Raw genomic sequence first — 255 nt, forward strand, 5'->3', positions numbered from 1 at the left:
TCGGTGCTCGTCCGGGCGAGTTTGTCTTGGCGTTCTTTGGAAAGGCGTCTTCCGAACGGGTCGTAGGCGTATGTCCAGATCTCGGTATTGCCGGCGGGCTTTTTGATTTCGGCGCGGACGAGCTGGTTTTCTAAATCGTATTGGTAATATTGGTTTTCGCCATTGGGCAGCTGGCGGTAGATCAGGTTGCCCAATGCGTCGTAGGTGTATTCGATGCCGTTGTATTCTTTGAGGCGGTTGCCGCTGCTAATGTTG

At 53.3% G+C, this 255-nt stretch carries 1 pseudogene; it reads right to left on the reverse strand.

Features of this window, described 5'->3' with window-relative positions:
* Positions 1-255: pseudogene (locus Q3O12_RS06405) on the reverse strand (type IV secretion protein Rhs); the annotation flags it as partial.

Source organism: Neisseria benedictiae (assembly GCF_958267435.1).
Classification (GTDB): domain Bacteria; phylum Pseudomonadota; class Gammaproteobacteria; order Burkholderiales; family Neisseriaceae; genus Neisseria; species Neisseria bergeri.